The sequence below is a fragment of the Aquimarina hainanensis genome (assembly GCF_042684685.1).
GTDB classification, from domain to species: Bacteria; Bacteroidota; Bacteroidia; order Flavobacteriales; family Flavobacteriaceae; genus Aquimarina; species Aquimarina hainanensis.
In genome coordinates this window covers 39961-41849 of the sequence record NZ_JBHULX010000019.1, presented here as the reverse complement: position 1 = coordinate 41849, position 1889 = coordinate 39961, and the positions used below count along the sequence as shown (strand labels likewise).

General features: G+C 33.6%; 3 protein-coding genes. 1 reads left to right on the top strand and 2 read right to left on the bottom strand.

The annotated features are described in order from the left end of the window. The first annotated feature begins 137 nt into the window (after positions 1–137). The gene (locus ACFSTE_RS10950; protein WP_378298141.1) at positions 138–521 is read left to right on the top strand and encodes a hypothetical protein; all 384 of its coding nucleotides are present in this window, start codon (positions 138–140) and stop codon (positions 519–521) included. A 105-nt stretch (positions 522–626) separates the two neighbouring features. On the opposite strand, the gene ACFSTE_RS10945 is transcribed toward ACFSTE_RS10950, so the two are convergent. Together ACFSTE_RS10945 and tssD are read right to left on the bottom strand one after the other, a co-directional pair. Further along, positions 627–1061 (bottom strand): hypothetical protein, encoded by a 435-nt coding sequence (locus ACFSTE_RS10945; RefSeq protein ID WP_378256686.1) that lies wholly within the window; start codon positions 1059–1061, stop codon positions 627–629. A gap of 2 nt (positions 1062–1063) precedes the next feature. Beyond that, the coding region (tssD, locus tag ACFSTE_RS10940) for a type VI secretion system tube protein TssD (RefSeq protein WP_378298140.1) at positions 1064–1889 on the bottom strand (826 nt) is incomplete at its 5' end.

The following is a 1889-nucleotide window of genomic DNA, read 5'->3' as shown; positions in this document are numbered from 1 at the left end:
CTACAGTCTGCGAAACGTCTGCAAGATTCATTGAGCGCTTACCTGAATATTGTAGGAGTTAGATATCATAGGCAAACTTCCCCCACGGCATGCCCGGGGAAATACGCGATTAAAAAATTAAAACCTTTACTATGGTAATGGTAGTAGCATCAATATTAAAGATTCCCTTGGTTAGGCACTTTATATCTAGTGCTATTGTTTTGGCAATTGGTTTTTTCCTTGGATGGAAAATATTCGATAAGAAGCTTGATTCAGCAAAAGAAGAATCTAACTTGTTAAAAGGAAAATACGAGGAGCTACAGAGGTCATATGAACATCAAAAAGTAGTCTTAGACACTTTGCAATCAAACATTCTTAGGCTAGCAAACAAAGAAAGTATTAAAATAGATAATCATGTCGATGCAAAATTGAAGAAAGGAGGAAAGTTGAATTTCTCTCCGGAAACAATTATTTCCGACACTATTCCAAAAAAGAGAAGGAGAGGACTTTTCAGACGAAAAAGGCGAAAAATACCGCCTTAGTTTATATATTAGCCCCGCCAAAGGGATTGACGACTGATTATCGTCAATCTATAAAGAGCATCACTATTATTGTGGTGCTTTTTTTGATGATGTCCGCAAACTAGCTTACCAATTATCTTTCAGCAAGGCTTCTCTTTTATATAAATATTTATAATAAGTAGTTGAGTCTATTTCTTTTTTAAGAAACATTTCAAGAGTGTTTATACTGTTAATTCTATGTAAGACTTTTGTTCTCAAAGTAAGTTGATCATCATCAAATTTGACTACACGGCTGAAATATTTTGATTCAGAATTTTTCAGATCCGGGTGAATAAAAGATCTGTATATGGAATCTCCCTTAATGGTGTACTTATACTTTACTATATTATCAGTATTTAAGTCATAAAGATACATTGTTTCTCCGTCAAAATAATATTCCTGATAATTACCTTTACGTAAACTGGACCAATTCCCTACCAATAAAGAATTATCAAATGATGTCTCGTTGTTGCTACAAGATAGAACCAGAAATAATACTATTATGACTTTAAAAAACTTCATTGTTATTGTTTTTTATGAGGGGTTATTTTGACTTTTGTGTATTCGTAAGCGTTTATTCTTGTTGTGATTTCTTCATAAAACTTCCTATTTTGACCAGTGAAAAACATGTAAACAATAGCTTGCGGGGTGCCTGATCCAATGTCATGAGATCTGATACTAATACGGTATTTATTTTCAGCGTTATGATTACCTTGGAAATGCACACTAGTTGCGCTATAAATATCTGCATGATCTCTAACGTTCTTAAAATAACCAATTCTTACGAAATTACCAATATCGTCTGGAATATCTACATTATGGTGATCATCAGAATCACCACCAATCATGTTCTCGAGCGTATTAATAAGTTTTTCAGTAAATGATTTTTCTGTTTCTGGCGCTGAGTAAAAATCAATAACACTAGCTGGATGAATATTCATGCTTCTTCCAAATTTTTTCACAAAACCAAACCATTCAATCGTTTGGCTTAATAACCTTTCCTTGTCTTCTTTTGTTTCAACATTATTAAAGTTTATTTTATTTGGATAGCGCTGTATAGATTCATCTTTTTTTATATCAGAATCAGTGTCATTTGCCTTATGAATCTCCTTTGGTGTCACTAACGCCTGATGTCTCTCTGGATTCCATTTATTCTCATGGATCAACTCATTAAGATGTAATTCTCCTGCACCAATTCTAAAATCGATATAGGCAGCCTGTGCCGAATTGGCATCAAACTCTAAGTGGTAGTGTAATCCATGTGCATTATAGAAATTAATAGTCGTTTCTACGGCACTCAAATCGTATTTATAGATGGTGATGGTTCCTTTCTTCATTAAAGAAGGTTGT